This is a genomic window from Enterobacter sp. RIT418 (assembly GCF_003057745.1).
GTDB lineage: Bacteria > Pseudomonadota > Gammaproteobacteria > Enterobacterales > Enterobacteriaceae > Enterobacter.
In genome coordinates, this window is the sequence record NZ_QBJD02000001.1 from 206,818 (window position 1) to 223,639 (window position 16,822).

At 56.5% G+C, this 16,822-nt stretch carries 15 protein-coding genes; 7 read left to right on the forward strand and 8 right to left on the reverse strand.

The genetic code is table 11. From position 1 onward, the window contains the following. Positions 1-78: 78 nt before the first annotated feature. Positions 79-1,152, reverse strand: coding sequence for an acyltransferase family protein (locus DBY73_RS01015; protein WP_112009372.1), 1,074 nt, complete (start codon positions 1,150-1,152; stop codon positions 79-81). Positions 1,153-1,408: 256 nt separating this feature from the next. Between DBY73_RS01015 and lolC the strand changes: the two genes are divergently transcribed. The 5 genes from lolC to cobB are packed head-to-tail and all read left to right on the forward strand — an operon-like array spanning position 1,409 to position 6,352. Further along, a complete protein-coding gene (lolC, locus tag DBY73_RS01020) occupies positions 1,409-2,611 on the forward strand; it encodes a lipoprotein-releasing ABC transporter permease subunit LolC (protein WP_112009373.1) in 1,203 nt (400 codons plus the stop codon). Further along, positions 2,604-3,305 (forward strand): lipoprotein-releasing ABC transporter ATP-binding protein LolD, encoded by a 702-nt coding sequence (gene lolD / locus DBY73_RS01025; protein ID WP_112009374.1) that lies wholly within the window; start codon positions 2,604-2,606, stop codon positions 3,303-3,305. Before lolC ends, lolD begins: the two co-directional genes overlap by 8 nt. Then, positions 3,305-4,549, forward strand: a complete 1,245-nt coding sequence (lolE, locus tag DBY73_RS01030) for a lipoprotein-releasing ABC transporter permease subunit LolE (RefSeq protein WP_112009375.1) — start codon at positions 3,305-3,307, stop codon at positions 4,547-4,549. Before lolD ends, lolE begins: the two co-directional genes overlap by 1 nt. 54 nt (positions 4,550-4,603) lie before the next feature. Then, positions 4,604-5,515 (forward strand): N-acetylglucosamine kinase, encoded by a 912-nt coding sequence (gene nagK, locus DBY73_RS01035; protein ID WP_112009376.1) that lies wholly within the window; start codon positions 4,604-4,606, stop codon positions 5,513-5,515. A gap of 15 nt (positions 5,516-5,530) precedes the next feature. Next, the gene (cobB, locus tag DBY73_RS01040) at positions 5,531-6,352 is read left to right on the forward strand and encodes a Sir2 family NAD+-dependent deacetylase (protein WP_112009377.1); all 822 of its coding nucleotides are present in this window, start codon (positions 5,531-5,533) and stop codon (positions 6,350-6,352) included. 159 nt (positions 6,353-6,511) lie between these two features. On the opposite strand, the gene potD is transcribed toward cobB, so the two are convergent. Genes potD through potA form a run of 4 tightly spaced genes read right to left on the reverse strand, consistent with a single transcriptional unit; the run spans position 6,512 to position 10,299 of the window. Next, the gene (gene potD, locus DBY73_RS01045) at positions 6,512-7,546 is read right to left on the reverse strand and encodes a spermidine/putrescine ABC transporter substrate-binding protein PotD (RefSeq protein ID WP_112009378.1); all 1,035 of its coding nucleotides are present in this window, start codon (positions 7,544-7,546) and stop codon (positions 6,512-6,514) included. Beyond that, complete coding sequence (gene potC, locus DBY73_RS01050; protein ID WP_112009379.1) at positions 7,543-8,334, reverse strand: spermidine/putrescine ABC transporter permease PotC; 792 nt, start codon at positions 8,332-8,334, stop codon at positions 7,543-7,545. The genes potD and potC overlap by 4 nt, the downstream gene beginning before the upstream one ends. Further along, positions 8,331-9,188 (reverse strand): spermidine/putrescine ABC transporter permease PotB, encoded by an 858-nt coding sequence (potB, locus tag DBY73_RS01055; RefSeq protein ID WP_112009380.1) that lies wholly within the window; start codon positions 9,186-9,188, stop codon positions 8,331-8,333. Before potB ends, potC begins: the two co-directional genes overlap by 4 nt. After that, positions 9,172-10,299, reverse strand: coding sequence for a spermidine/putrescine ABC transporter ATP-binding protein PotA (potA, locus tag DBY73_RS01060; protein WP_181573185.1), 1,128 nt, complete (start codon positions 10,297-10,299; stop codon positions 9,172-9,174). The genes potB and potA overlap by 17 nt, the downstream gene beginning before the upstream one ends. 258 nt (positions 10,300-10,557) lie before the next feature. Here potA and pepT point away from each other — a divergent pair, with 258 nt between their 5' ends. After that, complete coding sequence (gene pepT, locus DBY73_RS01065) at positions 10,558-11,781, forward strand: peptidase T (RefSeq protein WP_112009382.1); 1,224 nt, start codon at positions 10,558-10,560, stop codon at positions 11,779-11,781. Positions 11,782-11,876: 95 nt separating this feature from the next. On the opposite strand, the gene DBY73_RS01070 is transcribed toward pepT, so the two are convergent. The 3 genes from DBY73_RS01070 to phoP form a co-directional block, all read right to left on the reverse strand. Beyond that, complete coding sequence (locus DBY73_RS01070; protein WP_112009383.1) at positions 11,877-12,998, reverse strand: cupin domain-containing protein; 1,122 nt, start codon at positions 12,996-12,998, stop codon at positions 11,877-11,879. A gap of 90 nt (positions 12,999-13,088) precedes the next feature. Next, a complete protein-coding gene (phoQ, locus tag DBY73_RS01075) occupies positions 13,089-14,552 on the reverse strand; it encodes a two-component system sensor histidine kinase PhoQ (RefSeq protein WP_112009384.1) in 1,464 nt (487 codons plus the stop codon). After that, positions 14,553-15,224, reverse strand: a complete 672-nt coding sequence (phoP, locus tag DBY73_RS01080; RefSeq protein ID WP_112009606.1) for a two-component system response regulator PhoP — start codon at positions 15,222-15,224, stop codon at positions 14,553-14,555. A gap of 939 nt (positions 15,225-16,163) precedes the next feature. Here phoP and DBY73_RS22160 point away from each other — a divergent pair. Beyond that, a complete protein-coding gene (locus DBY73_RS22160; RefSeq protein ID WP_181573186.1) occupies positions 16,164-16,820 on the forward strand; it encodes a PDC sensor domain-containing protein in 657 nt (218 codons plus the stop codon). Positions 16,821-16,822 lie beyond the last annotated feature (2 nt).

A 16,822-nucleotide genomic window follows, 5' to 3' on the forward strand; every position in this document is an offset into this window, starting at 1 on the left:
TATCCTCGATCGTTTTACATTAGCAAACCGTAACCGCACGACGGGGAAAATCGCCCCGAAAGCGGGGCGACGAGGGGGCTAGCGTGCGGCCGGATCCGGGGCGAGGCGAGCCGGAGGGGAGAAGAAAACGTCGCCAAAGAGCGCGGTAGAGGCCTTGCGGGCACCGAGGCCGACCAGCGTACAGATCAGCAGGCTGGCAAATGGATAGAACAGAATCAGGGCGAGTTCGGCCCAAACCGGCCAGGTCGCGGCGTTCATTTCGCCAATCAGGAACAGGCTAAAGGCCTCAATCAGGATGCGGTGGGTGGTGTAGATCGCAATGGTGTTTGACCCCACCACGTTCAGCAGGTTGTTGGGATGAACGGCGTAGCGCTGCTCAACGCTGTAGAAGACTTTCATGATCAGCAGGATCGACAGCAGCGAAAGCAGCAGCGGCACGTTCGCGAACCACAGCGCCACGGACGCCGCGCCGAAAGCGATAACGGGCAGCCACGCGCGGCGAAGCGCCAGCCCTTTCATCCACGCCATCAGCTCCGCGCCGAACCATGCGCCCAGGCTGTAGTAAATGATATTACGCACCACGCTGTTCATGCCCCACCACGGCAGCGGCATGAAGTTAATCGCCACGCTCGCCAGTGCGAACAGGGCGAGCACCGGCAGCTTCCAGCGGCTCAACGCTTTGCACAGCGTGAAGTAGACCACCAGCGCGTACAGATACCAAAGGCTGGTGCTGGCGGCGATCATGCCGCGAATAAATCCGGCAAACGAATCGGCGTAGGCGGCGTTGGAGGCGGTGGCCAGCTCCCGCTCCGGCGCAAGCCAGGCGTTGAGATGGGTCAGCGCCTGCCACTGCAGCACGCCCCACAGCGCCAGCACCCAGACGATGCTCCAGATGCGTTTATCGAGGCTTCCGCGCCAGTCCACCTCGTCAATGTAGCGGCGGATTAAATATCCTGAGATAAAGAAAAAGACCGGCATGCGAAACGGCGCGAGGTAAAGATTGAAATAGACCCAGCACTTGGCGAGCAGCCCCGAGTACGGATGCTGTAGCCCTTCAAGATGCGGGTAAAAGGTGATGACCGAGTGGTAAATCACCACCAAGCAGATGCACAATCCTTTTATCTGGTTAATCCATAATGCTTTTTGTTTCATCGGGAACCGATACCTGTTTTGCCATAAATAGGCGGTTATCCTGGGTGAACGGGGAGGGGAAGTAATCGGTAAGAGTCTGTATCGGGACGATTTTCGGAAAAGGTGGAGGCCTCAGAGAGCTTGTCAGGCAATTAGCACTATGATTTATCTGAATTTTTTGGAAAAATGATTACCGAAGCTTACGGTTTCAGTCATTTACGCTTCGCGGATTCGCTTATATACTCGTGGGTCTGCTACCAGCAAACAGACGGATTTCATGTACCAACCTGTCGCACTTTTCATAGGCTTACGCTACATGCGTGGGCGCGCCGCGGACCGCTTCGGTCGCTTTGTCTCCTGGCTTTCTACCATTGGCATTACGCTTGGCGTGATGGCGCTGGTGACGGTGCTTTCCGTCATGAACGGCTTCGAACGCGAGCTGCAAAACAACATTCTGGGGCTGATGCCGCAGGCCGTGCTCTCTTCGAACAACGGTTCCGTTAACCCGCAACAGCTGCCGGAAAAAAGCGCGGCGACGTTACAGGGTGTCACGCGGGTTGCGCCGCTAACCACCGGGGACGTGGTGCTGCAAAGCGCCCGCAGCGTGGCGGTGGGCGTGATGCTGGGCATCGACCCGGCGCAAAACGACCCGCTGACGCCGTACCTGGTCAACGTGAAGCAAACCGACCTGGAAGCGGGCAAATACAACGTCATTCTGGGCGAACAGCTTGCCGGACAGCTTGGCGTCAACCGCGGCGATCAGCTGCGCGTGATGGTGCCGTCTGCGAGCCAGTTTACGCCGATGGGACGCCTGCCAAGCCAGCGCTTGTTCAACGTCGTAGGCACGTTTGCGGCCAATAGCGAAGTCGATGGCTACCAGATGCTGGTCAACATTCAGGACGCCTCGCGCCTGATGCGCTACCCGGCGGGCAACATTACCGGCTGGCGCCTGTGGCTCGACGCGCCGCTGAAGGTGGACACGCTCAGCCAGCAGAAATTGCCGGAAGGGACAAAATGGCAGGACTGGCGCGACCGCAAGGGCGAGCTGTTCCAGGCCGTGCGCATGGAAAAGAACATGATGGGGCTGCTGCTGAGCCTGATCGTCGCCGTGGCCGCGTTCAACATCATCACCTCGCTGGGGCTGATGGTGATGGAGAAGCAGGGCGAAGTGGCGATACTGCAAACGCAGGGGCTGACGCCGCGCCAGATCATGGCGGTCTTTATGGTGCAGGGGGCCAGCGCGGGGATTATCGGCGCGCTGCTCGGCGCCGTGCTGGGGGCGCTTCTCGCCAGCCAGCTTAACAATTTAATGCCGATTATCGGCGCATTGCTTGACGGCGCGGCGCTGCCGGTGGCCATTGAGCCGCTGCAGGTTATCGGTATTGCGCTGGCCGCGATGGCCATTGCGCTGCTTTCAACGCTTTATCCTTCCTGGCGCGCTGCCGCCACCCAACCCGCTGAGGCTTTACGCTATGAATAAGATCCTGCTGCAATGCGACAACCTGTCCAAACGCTATCAGGAAGGCGCCGTGCAGACCGACGTGCTGCACAACGTAAGCTTTAGCGTGGGTGAAGGCGAGATGATGGCGATTGTCGGCAGCTCCGGTTCCGGCAAAAGTACCTTGCTGCACCTGCTGGGCGGGCTGGATACGCCGACCGAAGGCGACGTGATTTTTTCCGGCAAGCCGCTAAGCAAAATGTCTTCAACCGCGAAAGCGGAGCTGCGCAACCGCGAATTAGGCTTTATCTATCAGTTCCACCATCTGCTTCCGGACTTTACGGCGCTGGAAAACGTGGCAATGCCGCTGCTGATCGGCAAAAAGAAACCGGCAGAAATTAACGCCCGCGCCAGCGATATGCTGAAAGCGGTTGGGCTGGGGCACCGTGGAAACCACCGCCCTTCCGAACTGTCCGGCGGCGAGCGCCAGCGCGTGGCGATTGCGCGCGCGCTGGTCAACAACCCGCGCCTGGTGCTGGCGGATGAACCGACCGGAAACCTGGACGCCCGCAACGCGGACAGCATTTTCCAGCTGCTGGGCGAGCTAAACGCGTCTCAGGGCACCGCGTTCCTGGTGGTGACCCACGATCTGCAGCTGGCGAAACGAATGGGGCGCCAGCTGGAGATGCGCGACGGTCATCTGAACGCCGAGCTGACCCTGATGGGGGCCGAGTAATGGCTTCACCGTTATCGCTACTCATTGGGTTACGCTTTAGCCGCGGTCGCCGCCGCGGCGGCATGGTATCGCTGATCTCCGTCATCTCCACGATCGGCATTGCGCTGGGCGTGGCGGTGCTGATCGTTGGGCTTAGCGCCATGAACGGCTTTGAGCGCGAGCTGAACAACCGCATTCTGGCCGTGGTCCCGCACGGCGAGATCGAGCCGGTTAACCAGCCGTGGACCAGCTGGCGCGATGCGCTCGCCAAGGTGGAGAAAGTCCCGGGCGTCGCGGCGGCGGCGCCGTACATTAACTTTACCGGGCTGGTGGAAAGCGGCGTTAACCTGCGCGCCATTCAGGTGAAAGGGGTGAATCCGGCACAGGAAGCACGCCTGAGCGCGCTGCCGCAGTACGTGCAGAACGGCGCGTGGGCAAACTTTAAGGCCGGCGAGCAGCAGATCATCATGGGCAAAGGCGTGGCCGATGCGCTGAAGGTGAAGCAGGGCGACTGGGTTTCGATCATGATCCCGAACGCCAGCGCCGACCACAAGCTGCAGCAGCCCAAGCGCGTGCGCCTGCACGTCACCGGCATTCTTCAGTTAAGCGGGCAGCTTGACCACAGCTTTGCGATGGTGCCGATGGAAGACGCGCGGCAGTATCTGGACATGGGCGAGAGCGTGACGGGCATTGCCATTAAGGTGAACGACGTCTTTAACGCCAACAAGCTGGTGCGCGATGCGGGCAGCGTGACCAATAGCTATGTCTACATCAAAAGCTGGATCGGCACTTACGGCTATATGTACCGCGATATCCAGATGATCCGCGCCATTATGTATTTGGCGATGGTGCTGGTGATCGGCGTGGCCTGTTTCAACATCGTTTCAACGCTGGTGATGGCGGTGAAGGACAAGAGCGGCGACATCGCCGTGCTGCGCACCCTGGGGGCCAAAGATGGCCTCATTCGCGCCATCTTCGTCTGGTACGGCCTGCTGGCAGGGCTGTTCGGCAGCCTCTGCGGCGTGGTCATCGGGGTGGTGGTTTCGCTCCAGCTGACGCCAATCATCAACGGCATCGAGAAGCTGATCGGTCACCAGTTCCTGTCGGGTGATATCTATTTTATCGATTTTCTGCCGTCCGAGCTGCACTGGCTGGACGTCATTTACGTGCTGGTAACAGCACTTTTGCTAAGTCTGCTGGCAAGCTGGTACCCGGCGCGTCGCGCAAGCCGAATCGACCCGGCGAGGGTATTAAGTGGCCAGTAATTTCGTCATGGTTTAGCGGTCTTTTGGCCGCTGAATCAAACAGAGGAATGCATCATGTATTACGGATTTGATATTGGCGGCACCAAGATTGCGCTCGGCGTGTTCGATAAAGACCTTAAGCTACAGTGGGAAACGCGCGTTCCCACGCCTCGCGAAAGCTACGATGAATTCTTAACCGCCATCGCCGCGCTGGTGGCCCAGGCGGATCAACGCTTTGGCGTGAAGGGCAGCGTCGGCATCGGCATCCCGGGCATGCCCGAAACCGATGACGGCACGCTGTACGCCGCCAACGTTCCCGCGGCCAGCGGTAAACTGTTGCGCGCCGACCTCTCTGCTCTCCTTGAACGCGACGTGCGTTTAGATAACGATGCCAACTGTTTTGCCCTCTCGGAAGCGTGGGACGATGAATTTCGCGCCTATCCGCTGGTGATGGGGCTGATCCTCGGCACCGGAGTGGGCGGCGGGATCGTCATTAACGGCAAACCGATTACCGGGCGAAGCTACATCACGGGCGAATTTGGCCATATTCGCCTGCCCGTTGACGCGCTGGAGGTGGTAGGGCGTGATTTTCCGCTGACGCGCTGCGGCTGTGGCCAGCACGGCTGTATAGAGAATTACCTCTCCGGACGCGGGTTTGCATGGCTTTACGAACACTTCTATCATCAGAAACTTGAGGCCCCGCAGATCATTACCCTGTGGGAGCAAGGGGATGCGCAGGCGCGCGAGCATGTCGAACGCTATCTCGATCTGCTGGCGGTATGCCTGGGTAATATCCTGACGATTGTCGACCCGGGCCTGCTGGTGATCGGGGGCGGGCTGTCAAACTTTAGTGCGATTACGGAACAGCTGTCGGGGCGCCTGCCGCGACATTTATTGCCGGTCGCCCGCGTGCCGCGCATTGAACGCGCGCGTCACGGGGACGCAGGAGGCATGCGCGGAGCCGCATTCCTTCATCTTACCGATTAAGTTAACGAGGTTGCTATGCTGTCGCGTCGCCAGGGTCGACTCAGCCGTTTTCGCAAAAACAAACGCCGCCTGCGCGAACGCCTGCGCCAGCGGATATTTTTCAGAGACAGGATGATGCCAGAAGCGATGGATAAACCCAGAGTGGTGGTATTGACCGGGGCGGGGATCTCCGCCGAGTCCGGTATTCGTACCTTTAGGGCGGCCGACGGCCTGTGGGAAGAGCACCGCGTAGAAGATGTGGCGACGCCGGAAGGCTTCGCCCGCGACCCGGAGCTGGTGCAGGCGTTTTATAACGCGCGCCGACGCCAGCTCCAGCAGCCGGAGATTGCGCCGAACGCGGCGCATCTTGCGCTGGCTAAGCTCGAAGAGGCGTTAGGCGATCGTTTTATGCTGGTAACGCAGAATATCGATAACCTGCACGAAAGAGCGGGCAATAAAAACATCATCCACATGCACGGCGAGCTGCTGAAGGTTCGCTGCGACTGGAGCGGTCAGGTGCTTGACTGGAAAGACGACGTGCTGCCGGAAGATAAATGCCACTGCTGCCAGTTCCCGGCGCGGCTGCGCCCGCACGTGGTTTGGTTTGGTGAAATGCCGCTGGGGATGGATGAGATTTACAGCGCGCTGGCCATGGTGGACGTCTTTATTGCGATTGGCACTTCCGGGCACGTTTACCCGGCTGCGGGATTTGTTCACGAAGCGAAGCTGCAGGGCGCCCATACGGTGGAGCTCAATCTCGAGCCAAGCCAGGTGGGAAGCGAGTTTGAAGAGAAGCACTATGGGCTGGCGAGCGAAGTGGTGCCGGAATTTGTGGATCGGCTGCTGAAAGGGCTTTAAGGGTTATCTCTCACCCCTCACCCTAACCCTCTCCCCATAGGGGAGAGGGGATAGCATGGAGCCGTCTTTTCCCCTCCACTCCAGAAAGGGCACGGATCGGTCTTTTCCCCCTCGCCCCTATGGGGAGAGGGCCGGGGTGAGGGGAAGACAGGCGCTACATTAACGACCCGCTTTTAGCTTCTGGTAATACTCTTCATACAGGCGGCTTGCATCGCCCACGTCGTTCTGCCATTCACCTTTGCTGACGGTTTCCGCATCCGGATACAGCGACTTGTCGTTGGCCACTTCCGGACTGAGCAGCTTACGCGCCGCCAGGTTTGGCGTAGGGTAACCGATCGTTTCCGCGACCTGTTTCGCCACGTCCGGGCGCAGAAGGAAGTTGATCAGCTTCAGCGCGCCGTCGACGTTTTTGGCGTTAGACGGGATCGCAAGGCTGTCCATCCAGAAAATCCCGCCTTCCTTCGGCCAGACGATCTCGAGCGGCGTTCCCGCTTCGCGCGCCACGAACGCGGAACCGTTCCACACCATGCCCAGGTTTACCTCGCCTTCCATATACGGATTCGCCGGGTTATCCGAGTTAAACGCCGCCACGTTCGGCATCAGCTTTTTCAGCTCGTTGTAGGCGGCTTCAATCTCTTTCGGGTCGGTCGTGTTGCCGGAAAGCCCAAGCTTGCGCAGCGCAACCTGGAACACTTCGCGCGCGTCGTCGGTCAGCAGCAGGCTGCTTTTATACTCCGGCTTCCACAGGTCGGCCCAGCTGGTCACGCTCTTCGGATCGATGGCGTCGCTGTTGACGCCGATCGCCGTTGCGCCCCAGATGTACGGAATGGAGTAGTCATTGCTCGGGTCAAACGGCTTGTTGAGCATCTCCGGATCGAGGTTTGAAAAATTCGTTAGCTTCGTTTTGTCGATCTTCTGGATCATGCCCTCTTTGCGCATCTTGTCGACGAAGTAGGTCGATGGCACCACCAGATCGTACGCACCGTCTTTGTAGGTTTTGAGCTTGGCGTACATAGTTTCATTCGACTCGTACGTCGAATAGATGACCTTGATCCCCGTCTCCCTGGTGAACTGCTCCAGCAGGCCCGGCGGAACGTACTCGGTCCAGTTGTAGAAATAGAGCGTTTTACCGTCGTCAGCGTGCGCCGCACCCATGCCGAGCGCCAGCGCCGCGGCGGCAAGTATTTTTTTCATTTCATTGTCCCCTGAGATTTTGTTTTATCACGCGCAATAATCTGGCTGGCAACCACCAGAACCAGCGATAACATCAGCAGAATGGTGGCCAGCGCATTCACTTCGGGTGAGACCCCGACTTTTACCATGGAGTAAATCTTCAACGGCAGAATTTCATAGCTCGGCCCGGTCACGAAGGAGGACACCACCACGTCGTCCATCGACAGGGTAAAGCTTAACAGCCATCCCGCCGCCACGGCGGGCATCGCCAGCGGCAGGATGATTTTGCGCAGAATGGTCATCTCGCTGGCACCGAGATCTTTCGCGGCCTCCAGCATGCGCACGTCAAAGCCCTTCAGGCGGGCGTAAACGGTGACAACCACAAACGGCAGGCAGAAGGTGATGTGCGAGAACAGCAGCGACCAGAAGCCCAGCTGCACGCCCAGCAGCATAAACAGTACCAGCAGCGAAATGGCCATCACGATGTCCGGTGACATCATCACCACAAACAGCATGCCGCTGACGAACGGCTTGCCGCGAAAGCGGTAGCGATAAAGCGCTACGGCGGTGAGGGAACCAATCAGCGTGGCGAAGGTGGCCGAGACGATCGCCATTGTGAGCGAGTGCAGGGCCGCCTGCAGCAGGCTGTCGTTGTTCATCAGCAGGCTATACCATTTGGTGGTAAACCCCTGCCAGCTAATCCCGAAGCGCGAGCTGTTAAACGAATTCACGATCAAAATGATAATCGGAATATACAGATAGGCATAAATGGCGGTCATAAAACCGCCGCGAAGCAGTCGACCGATCATTCGAGTTCCACCTTCTTGTTCAGCAGGCGCGACGCGCGCCAGTAGACCAGCAGCATCAGCCCCATCACCACCGTCAGCGTAATGCTGGTGGCGGAGCCAAACGGCCAGTCGCGGATGTTGAGGAACTGGCTTTTGATCACGTTACCGATAAGCAGGTTTTTCGCGCCGCCCATCAGGTCCGAAACGTAGAACAGCCCCATCGCGGGAAGCATCACCAGCAGGCAGCCCGCGACGATGCCCGGCATGGTGAGCGGAAGGATGATGCGGATAAAAGTTTGTAGCCTGCTGGCACCCAGATCTTTCGCCGCTTCCAGCAGCGGTTTATCGAGCTTCTCGATGCTGGAGTAGAGCGGCATCACCATGAACGGCAGCAGGATATAGACCAGGCCAATGATAACCGCGCTCGGGGTAAACATGATGCGTATCGGCGTATCAATCACCCCCAGCCACAGCAGGAACTCGTTGAGATAGCCCTTGGTGCTGAGAAAAATCTTCAGCCCATAGATGCGGATCAGCGAGTTGGTCCAGAACGGGACGATCAGCAGGAACAGCAGCAGCGGGCGCACCTTGTGCGGCAGGCGCGCGAGGAACCAGGCGAAGGGATAGCCCAGAACCAGACAGGCGAGGGTGGCTATCAGCGCCATATTCAGCGAGTGCAGCAGCACGTCGAAGTAGAGCGGATCGAGCAGCCGCGCGTAGTTATCCAGCGTAAAGACGAGCTTGACGAAGCTGACGTCATCGCGGGTCAGGAAGCTGGTGGCAACGATCATCAGGTTGGGTAAAAAGACGAACAGCACAAGCCAACCGACGATCGTGGCAATCACCACATTCTGGAATTTACTTGTGTTCTTCATCAGCCAGCACAACCTCCCAGCTTTCTACCCAGTTAATCACCATTTTCTGGTCGAGCGAGTGGTCAAAGTCCGGGTCGTCCTCGTTAAAGAACTCGCTGACCATCACCATCTTGCCGTTTTCCAGCTCAACCACGGATTCCAGGGTCATGCCCTTATAGTTACGCTCGCGTATGTAGCCAATTAAGCCTTCCGCTTCGCTCTGGTCGTGAATTTCATCGACGCGTAAATCTTCCGGGCGCAGCAGCACGTTGAGGCGTTGTCCCGGTTCGACGGCAAAATTGACGTAAATATTACACTCGCGGCCCTCAACGCTGGCGCGCACCCGCTGCGCGTCCAGGCGCTCGATCACCGTTGCGCTGAAGATATTGATCTCGCCAATGAAGCTGGCGACGAACAGGTTCTTCGGCTCTTCGTAGATTTCGCGCGGCGTACCGTCCTGCTCGATTTTGCCGTCGCGCATCACGACGATCCTGTCGGACATGGTCAGCGCTTCTTCCTGGTCGTGGGTCACGAAGACAAAGGTAATGCCAAGCTTGCGCTGTAGCGCCTTCAGCTCGTTTTGCATCTGCTTGCGCAGCTTATAATCCAGCGCGGAAAGGGACTCGTCCAGCAGGAGCAGGCGAGGCTTGTTCACCACGGCGCGCGCAATCGCGACGCGCTGCTGCTGGCCGCCGGAAAGCTGGTGCGGCTTACGCTGGGCAAACTCTTCAAGCTGAACCATCCGCAGCGCATCGGTCACGCGCGGGGCGATCTCGCTCGCGGGCGTTTTTTGCATGCGCAGGCCAAACGCCACGTTCTCAAACACGGTCATGTGCGGGAACAGGGCATAGCTCTGGAAAACGGTATTCACGTGACGCGCTTCGGCGGGAACCTGGGTTATCTCCTGGTTCTCAAGATGGATGTGTCCGCGATCGACGCTTTCAAGGCCGGCGATCAGGCGCAGAACGGTTGTTTTGCCGCAGCCGGAAGGGCCAAGCAGCGTGAGAAACTCACCGTCGTTGATGGTCAGGCTGAGGTCGGAAATCACCTCTTTGCCATCGTAAATTTTACGGATTCGTTCCAGCTGCACCAGCGGTGAAAGGGAACGGGGTTGTGTATTCAATTTTTGCACTGTCCCATATAGACGCTTCAGGCCGCAGGCCGAAGCGGGGTTTGTGTGTAACCACCTTGGTGACTCTTAAAGAGGGCGGACATTCTACGGCAAACCCCCACTCTCGCCAATCCTTGTGACTGATTCATAAGCTACATTTATTAACGAATAACGACATAAACGGAAAATATTCTCGTTTGCGGGATAAAAGTGACCTGACGCAATATTTGCGGTTTCATGCTTAATGATAATGTTGTCACAAAAAGTGAGGGTGGCTGCATGGATAAATTACTTGAACGTTTTTTACAGTACGTTTCGCTGGATACCCAATCTAAGCCGGGTGTCCGCCAGGTGCCGAGCACCGAAGGCCAGTGGAAATTATTGAATCTTCTTAAAGAGCAGCTTGATGCCATGGGGCTGGTCAACGTCACGCTCAGCGAGAAAGGGACTGTGATGGGCACGCTACCGGCTAACGTTGAGGGCGATATTCCGGCGATTGGCTTTATCTCCCATGTTGATACCTCACCTGATTTTAGCGGTAAACATGTTAATCCGCAGATCGTTGAAAACTACCGCGGCGGTGACATTGCGCTGGGCATTGGCGATGAGGTGCTGTCGCCGGTGATGTTCCCGGTGCTGCATCAGCTGCTCGGCCAGACGTTGATTACCACCGATGGCAAAACGCTGCTGGGCGCCGATGACAAAGCCGGTATCGCGGAAATCATGACCGCGCTGGCGGTGCTGAAAGGCAAAAACATTCCCCACGGTGATATTCGCGTGGCGTTTACGCCGGACGAAGAGGTGGGGAAAGGGGCGAAACACTTTGACGTGGAAGCCTTCAACGCGAAGTGGGCCTATACCGTTGACGGCGGCGGGGTGGGCGAACTGGAGTTTGAAAACTTCAACGCGGCCTCAATTACGATCAAAATCGTCGGCAATAACGTTCATCCGGGCTCTGCAAAAGGCGTGATGGTGAACGCGCTGTCGCTGGCCGCACGCATCCACGCCGAGGTCCCTGCCGAAGAGAGCCCCGAGCAGACGGAAGGCTATGAGGGCTTCTACCATCTGACCAGCATTAAGGGCACCGTAGACAGCGCGCAGATGCACTACATCGTCCGCGACTTTGACCGCAAGGCCTTCGAAGCGCGCAAGCGCAAGATGATGGAGATTGCGAAGAAGGTCGGCAAGGGGCTGCACCCGGACTGCTACATTGAGCTGATCATCGAAGACAGCTACTACAACATGCGCGAGAAGGTGATGGAGCATCCGCATATTCTCGATATCGCCCAGCAGGCGATGCGTGACTGCGATATTGAGCCCGAGCTTAAGCCTATCCGCGGCGGCACTGACGGTTCCCAGCTGTCATTCATGGGGCTGCCGTGCCCTAACCTGTTTACCGGCGGATATAACTACCACGGCAAGCACGAGTTCGTCACCCTCGAGGGGATGGAAAAAGCGGTGAAGGTGATTGTGCGCATTGCGGAGCTGACGGCGAAGCGGTAGCTGTTAAAAAGCCGGGTGGCGGCTGCGCCTTGCCCGGCCTACTATCATGGGTTTGTAGGCCCGGTAAGCGAAGCGCCTCCGGGCGTCAAAGCGACTTAGTCCTCAAAGAACCAGTACCCGCTGTTAACCAGCGCGGCAAGCATGGCGAGGAATGAAGGATCTTCCAGCGCGTCGCCGAAGGTCTCTGCGCTTAAGACCATATGGCTGGCGATAGCCTCCAGCGCGGGACGGTGCGGGGAATCCAGCTTCTCGCCGTTAACGAATACCTCTTCGCCAATACGCAGCACGCGCAGGCCGCCCAGTCGCACAAGCTTGTCGCCCTGCTGAAGCGCATCGTAAATCTCGTCAGCCTGATACGGCGGCTCTGGCGGCGCGACGTCCAGCTCGTGACGTGACTGGCTGATAAACTCACCAAACCACTGCTTAAACTGTTCCGGCTCGTTAATTAAATCCAGCATCATACCGCGCAGCTTATCCAGCTCCTGCGGCAGGATATCCGCCGGGTGCTCACGCGCGGGCACGTCCGGATCGCTGTAGCGATAGCTGCCCAGCTCGCGCTGAAGAACGTAGTCCGCAAAGCCGCTGATCATTTCGCGACCGCTTGGCGCGCGGAAGCCGACCGAGTAGTTCAGCGAGTTTTCCAGCGAATACCCTTCGTGCGGGAATCCTGGCGGAATGTAGAGGATATCGCCCGGCTCCAGCTCTTCATCGATAATCCCTTCAAACGGATCGACCTGAAGAAGGTCTGGATGCGGACAATGCTGCTTCATCGGCACTTTCTCACCAACGCGCCAGCGGCGGCGGCCCGTGCCCTGAATGATAAAGACGTCGTACTGGTCCAGATGCGGGCCGACGCCACCGCCGGGCACGGAGAAGGAGATCATTAGATCGTCCATTCGCCAGTCGGGCAGGGCGCGGAACGGACGCATCAGGGCTGCGGTCGGCTCGTGCCAGTGGTTAACGGCCTGTACCAGCAGCGACCAGTTGTTCTCACCGAGATGATCGTAGCTTTCAAACGGACCGTGGCTGACCTGCCATTTTCCGTCCTGATGGCTGACCAGGCGGCTGTCTACCTCGCTTTCCATCGCCAGGCCGGCGAGTTCGTCAGGGGAGAGGGGATCGACAAAATTGCTGAACCCGCGTTTCAGAACGACCGGGCGTTTTTGCCAGTAACGTTCGATAAAATCGGGCCAGTTAAGCGTTAAGTGATAATCCATAGTTATTATTCCGCAGGCTCTTACTGAGTCGGATTATAACGGAAGCGCAGGCCACCGGGGGCGAGAACCTCGCATTTTTCGCACGACGGGCTAACTATCGTGCGATGTGGGGTGCTGAAGGCCAAACACAACCTCCATTTTTGCACCGCCCAGCAGGCTTTCGCCGGTTTCAATTCTTCCGTCGTATTGATCGACAATCTCTCGCGCAACGGACAATCCCACGCCCTGACCGGGGCGCAGCGTATCTACGCGCTGGCCCCGATCGAAGACCAGATCGCGCTTGTTGTGCGGAATACCGGGGCCATCGTCCTCGACGATGATATGCAGCTCGTCATCCGTCAGGCGGGCAGAGACCTCAACAAACTCAAGGCAATATTTGCAGGCGTTATCAAGCAGGTTGCCCATAACTTCCATAAAGTCATTTTTCTCGCCAACGAAGCTGATTTCCGGCGAGATATCGAGGCTAATATTGACCCCTTTACGCTGATAGACCTTATTCAGCGCGGAGGTGAGGTTATCGAGAATCGGAGCCACGGGGTGCAGCTCGCGGCTCAATATCGCGCTGCCGGAGCGCATGCTGGCGCGATGGAGATAGTAGCCAATCTGCTGGGAGATGCGGCTGATCTGCTCCAGCATCACCGGCTCGGCGTCGTCGACGCTCAGCTTTGCGCTACGCATCGAGCGCAGGGTGCTTTGCATCACCGCGAGCGGCGTTTTGAGGCTGTGCGTCAGATCGGTCAGCGTGGTGCGATACTTATCATTGCGCTCCCGCTCGCTGCTCAGCAGGCGGTTGAGGTTCTGCACCAGGCTGGTCAGCTCGCGGGTTGTCTGCGGGTTAAGGTTTTCACGATGGTGTTCCTCCAGTTCGCGTACCTCTTTCGCCAGCGACTCAATTGGGCGCAGGCTCCACCAGGCGGCAATCCACAGCAGCGGGATCACCAGCAGCAGGTTGGCAGCCAGAACATAGATGAACCAGCTCCAGACCATATAGGAGCGTTTAAGCTCAACCGGTATGGTGTCGACCACCACAATGGTCAGCTGCGGCATATCCGTCGTGGCGGGATAAAGGTTAATGGCGACGGAGTGCGTCATCTCCGTTTCGTCGTCATCGGCGCGGATCTCGTTCAGCTTCTGCTGCAAAGAGCGATCGTCGCGGATAAGCGAGCTGGTGGCGTTAAGATCGGCTTCAATCTCGTGGAAACCGTTGGTTCGGAGCCATTCAGGGCGAATGCGTTTCGTCAGCCAGGGGACGTCGCGCTGCGCCCACAGCAGCTTACCCTTCTCGTTATAGATCAGCGCCAGCGTGGGGCTTTGCTGGTTGAGGTTCTCCGGCATCTCGACGCTGATCCGATTGTTTTCCCATTTTGCCAGGGTATAGAACAGGTTACTTTCGCCGCGCAGCAGGCGGAAGGTGGTTTTATCGAAGCTGACGCTGTACCCCACCAGCGCCACCATGCCGTAGGAGAGGGACAGCACCAGCACCACGGCGGCGGTGGCCAGTAAAAAGCGGACCCGCAGCGAAAGGGGCAGGATGAGGCGCAAAATCTTTTTCATTTAGCGCAGTTCGAACAGGTAGCCCTGGCCGCGCACCGTGGTGATCACATCATCAGGATACTGTGCCTGAATTTTCTTGCGCAAACGCCCCATCAGCACGTCAATGGTATGGCTTTCGCGCAGCTCGGCGTCAGGATAAAGCTGGAGCATGAGGGAATCTTTGCTCACCACTTTGCCGTTGTTGCGGATCAGCGTTTCCATAATGGTGTATTCAAACGCGGTGAGCTTAATCACTTCATCATTGATGGAAAACTCACGGCGAGAGAGATCGACCTGAAACGGCGGAATGGAAATAACCTGCGACGCCAGGCCGCTGTTGCGGCGCAGCAGCGCCTGCATGCGCGCGGCGACTTCTTCAATATGGAAAGGCTTGGTCACGTAGTCGTCCGCACCCGCGCTAAGCACTTCCACTTTGTCCTGCCAGCCTTCGCGGGCGGTTAGTACCAGCACCGGCAGCGAAACATCGTGGCTGCGCCAGCGGCGGATCAGCGACAGACCGTCCTCATCCGGCAGCCCTAAATCGACGATGGCAATATCCGGCATGTGTTCATTGAGATAATAATCGGCTTCTTTTGCATCTTCGGCATCGTCCACCTGATGTCCCATCTCCTGAAGCTGAACCTTCAGGTGATGGCGCAGCAATGCATTATCCTCAACAACCAATACGCGCATCATCTCTTCTCCCTAAATAATTGGTATGAATAGTTTAACGCTGATTATTGATGTTGGAACCAGCGTAATGACATTAAATGACTTTTTTCAGAGGTACAGACCTTTTGGGAGCGTACTGGGGTACTGCTGTTGGCATCCGATTGCGGGGAAGGGCTGCAATTAGCGCCTGGTACTCATGCAGTCGACGCGGGTCCGGGTCTGTCTCAGTTAGCCAGAGCCTGGGTACGCCCTCATAAGGAGCGTGTAATATAAACTGACTTCAATGAGTAAGCTTCTGCATTTCTGAGAAAACAGCCATTTGTTTATTGACCGTTGAGGGCGCACGGTACCGTCGCGCTGTGTTCGGCATTGCCGGGTTAGACATCGTTCCGACAGGCTGTTCCTCCCGCTTAACAAAGACATATTTGCCTGACTGGTTGGCAGCGCCCGGATGAGAGATAAAAAATGACGGTTTCCGTTCTGGTATCGAGCCCCTCTATTTTGAGCGGGTTAAGGTTTTGGCCCTATGACCGGAAAACATCCTGTGCCTGTATGCCATAGAAGGGATAGTCATGGAAAAGCAGTAGCCAGACGGTACACAGAAAATGTAATGGGAAAACTATCTACTATTAAAGGCATGCCAGTAAAAAAATAAGTCTAAATAACAATTCATTAAATTTCTTTAACTAATATTAAATATTTTTACACGAGAAAATGAGTTTGTTGGCATAGCTCATTATTTAACGAATCGTGTTATTTAATTAGGGTCTGGAGCAAGGTTATGGCTTGCAGGTAAAAATAATTCGTACCAAAGAATCAAATCGAAGGCGCTCAACGTCAAAAAATTGATCGCTGTCAACGATCGATAGAAAGATATTAATCGGTATTGGCGATAGATATAAAGAAATTGATCGCTGCTAGCGATCAATGGTTCTTTTCATGTAATATTAACGGGCTTATATGTCTGCAAGAGATCTCCCGTGCAAGGCTGATTGCAAATCGAATCCTGGAATTTCAAGTGATTTTTTTATTTTTGGACTTACGCTTATGAAGATAACATTCCTCAGGGGGAAACTTAATTTCCGGAAGCCCGTGAATATATTTTTCCTGTGTCTGATTGGGGTGACAGTTTTAGTGATTGCAATTGCAAGCTGTCTTCAGTGGCAGGAGCAGGTAAATGTTTACGACCGTCTAAGCCTTGACGCGGTAAATAATGCCCGTGTCGACTTTGAGCTGGCGTTTGACGAAGTTGGCACGCAACTCAATGAGTTAGGTCATGCTCTGGAAAATGCAAAAAACATTGACAATATTTACAGTCATATCCCCCAGCTTAGGCGATCTTTGATGATTGCGCTGGCGCTCATCTCCATTGCTGACTCCCTCTACATAGCGGATACCAAAGATCGTTTATTCCTTGCCCCCTATTTTCAGCATGAGAAAATACCCAGTTTTAAACCGTCAGAACGTCCGTGGTTTATCCAGCATGCTTCAAATTCACGGCAAACCAAATTTTCGAGTGGTTATTATGACCTCTTTACCAACAAAGAAGTGTTTTCGCTATCCAGACGCATACTTAATAGGGGGGGGGGACTACAATGTTGCAGGGGTAGACATTAATG

Coding starts and splice junctions, on each gene's coding strand:
- DBY73_RS01015 (WP_112009372.1), bottom strand. CDS start 1,152: ATGAAACAAAAAGCATTATGGATTAACCAGATAAAAGGATTGTGCATC.
- lolE (WP_112009375.1), top strand. CDS start 3,305: ATGGCTTCACCGTTATCGCTACTCATTGGGTTACGCTTTAGCCGCGGT.
- potC (WP_112009379.1), bottom strand. CDS start 8,334: ATGATCGGTCGACTGCTTCGCGGCGGTTTTATGACCGCCATTTATGCC.
- nagK (WP_112009376.1), top strand. CDS start 4,604: ATGTATTACGGATTTGATATTGGCGGCACCAAGATTGCGCTCGGCGTG.
- potB (WP_112009380.1), bottom strand. CDS start 9,188: ATGAAGAACACAAGTAAATTCCAGAATGTGGTGATTGCCACGATCGTC.
- lolD (WP_112009374.1), top strand. CDS start 2,604: ATGAATAAGATCCTGCTGCAATGCGACAACCTGTCCAAACGCTATCAG.
- pepT (WP_112009382.1), top strand. CDS start 10,558: ATGGATAAATTACTTGAACGTTTTTTACAGTACGTTTCGCTGGATACC.
- cobB (WP_112009377.1), top strand. CDS start 5,531: ATGCTGTCGCGTCGCCAGGGTCGACTCAGCCGTTTTCGCAAAAACAAA.
- DBY73_RS01070 (WP_112009383.1), bottom strand. CDS start 12,998: ATGGATTATCACTTAACGCTTAACTGGCCCGATTTTATCGAACGTTAC.
- DBY73_RS22160 (WP_181573186.1), top strand. CDS start 16,164: ATGTCTGCAAGAGATCTCCCGTGCAAGGCTGATTGCAAATCGAATCCT.
- potD (WP_112009378.1), bottom strand. CDS start 7,546: ATGAAAAAAATACTTGCCGCCGCGGCGCTGGCGCTCGGCATGGGTGCG.
- phoQ (WP_112009384.1), bottom strand. CDS start 14,552: ATGAAAAAGATTTTGCGCCTCATCCTGCCCCTTTCGCTGCGGGTCCGC.
- lolC (WP_112009373.1), top strand. CDS start 1,409: ATGTACCAACCTGTCGCACTTTTCATAGGCTTACGCTACATGCGTGGG.
- phoP (WP_112009606.1), bottom strand. CDS start 15,224: ATGCGCGTATTGGTTGTTGAGGATAATGCATTGCTGCGCCATCACCTG.